Genomic DNA, 1,337 nt, shown 5'->3' with positions numbered 1-1,337 from the left:
ACCAGATGCCGGAAGCGCTCGTCGTCGGGATGCACCGCGACGGCCGTATCGCCCAGCATCGTCTCCGGGCGCGTCGTCGCCACGGTGATGAAGGTTTTCGGGTTTTCCGGGTCGAAGACCTTGCCTTCGACGGGGTAGCGGAAGTGCCAGAGATTGCCATTGACCTCCTGCTGCTCGACCTCGAGATCGGAGATCGCGGTGAGCAGCTTGGGGTCCCAGTTCACAAGACGCTTGTCCTTGTAGATCAGCCCTTCCTTGTAGAGCGTGACGAACACTTCGAGCACCGCCTTGGACAGGCCTTCGTCCATGGTGAAGCGTTCGCGTGACCAGTCGGCCGAGGCGCCGAGCCGCTTCAGCTGGTTGAAGATGGCACCGCCGGATTCGGCCTTCCACTCCCACACTTTCTCGATGAACTGTTCGCGGGTCAGGTCGCGGCGATGGATCTGCTTTTCCATCAGCTGCCGCTCGACCACCATCTGCGTGGCAATGCCGGCATGGTCCATGCCCGGCTGCCACAGGACGTTCTTGCCGCGCATGCGCTCGAAGCGCACCAATATATCCTGCAGCGTGTTGTTGAGCGCGTGTCCCATATGCAGCGAGCCGGTGACGTTCGGCGGCGGGATGACGATGGTGAAGGCCTCCGCCCCCTCCTCGGCCCCGGCACCGGCGCGAAACGCGTCGGCCTCTTCCCAGACTTTGGCGATCTTCGGCTCGACGGTTTTGGCGTCGTAGGTCTTTTCAAGCATGGGAAAATGGTCCGCGCTGTCGGGAGTTTGCTGGTCCGGTGTAAATCGGAAGGTTTTGGCCAAGTCAACCGCAAGGGCTGTCTCGGACCCTCACAACCAGATAGGCGCGGCCTCAGTCATTTCAACGGAACGCGATCCGTCGTCCTGCCGACAACGACTTCACCAAAAGAAACGGCGCCACGAAGGCGCCGTTTCCTCTGGGCAATCGGCATGGGGAACTACTGCGCCCCGCGCGCCACGCGCTCGATCTCCTCGCGCACCAGCCTTTCGACCAGTGTCGGCAGATTGTTGTCGAGCCAATCCTGCAGCATCGGCCGCAGCATCTCTTCGGCCATCTCGTCGAATGTCTTCTTGCTGCGGCTGGCAAACGCGTCGGAAAGCTCGCCAAAGGCAGCCGCGACCTGACGGCCGGTGTGCTCGGAAACGATCGCCGGACGCGGCGCGTCGCTGGCCGCCACCGGCCGCACCACGCTTGCATCCGGACGAGACGGCTCGGTAGCCGGTTTCGCGGCCGGTTCATCCCCTGGAGCCTCCACGGACGGCTGGGCAGCCGTCTTGCGTGCCTCGCTCCGGTCCGACACCGCCCTGGCC

2 protein-coding genes are annotated in these 1,337 nt (G+C 63.6%); both read right to left on the bottom strand.

The genetic code is table 11. The features are described from left to right. On the bottom strand, positions 1 to 746 hold a 746-nt coding region (locus EN969_RS31290; protein WP_164758672.1), incomplete at its 3' end, for a class I tRNA ligase family protein. A gap of 218 nt (positions 747 to 964) precedes the next feature. Beyond that, positions 965 to 1,337, bottom strand: a 373-nt coding sequence (locus tag EN969_RS31285) for a DUF2497 domain-containing protein (protein WP_127419745.1), incomplete at its 5' end; no start/stop codon positions are given.

The organism is Mesorhizobium sp. M7A.F.Ca.CA.003.01.2.1, from assembly GCF_003998945.1.
In the GTDB taxonomy this organism is placed as follows: Bacteria; Pseudomonadota; Alphaproteobacteria; order Rhizobiales; family Rhizobiaceae; genus Mesorhizobium; species Mesorhizobium ciceri.
The sequence above is the reverse complement of the archived record's forward strand: the minus strand, read 5'-3'. Positions and strand labels throughout refer to the sequence as shown.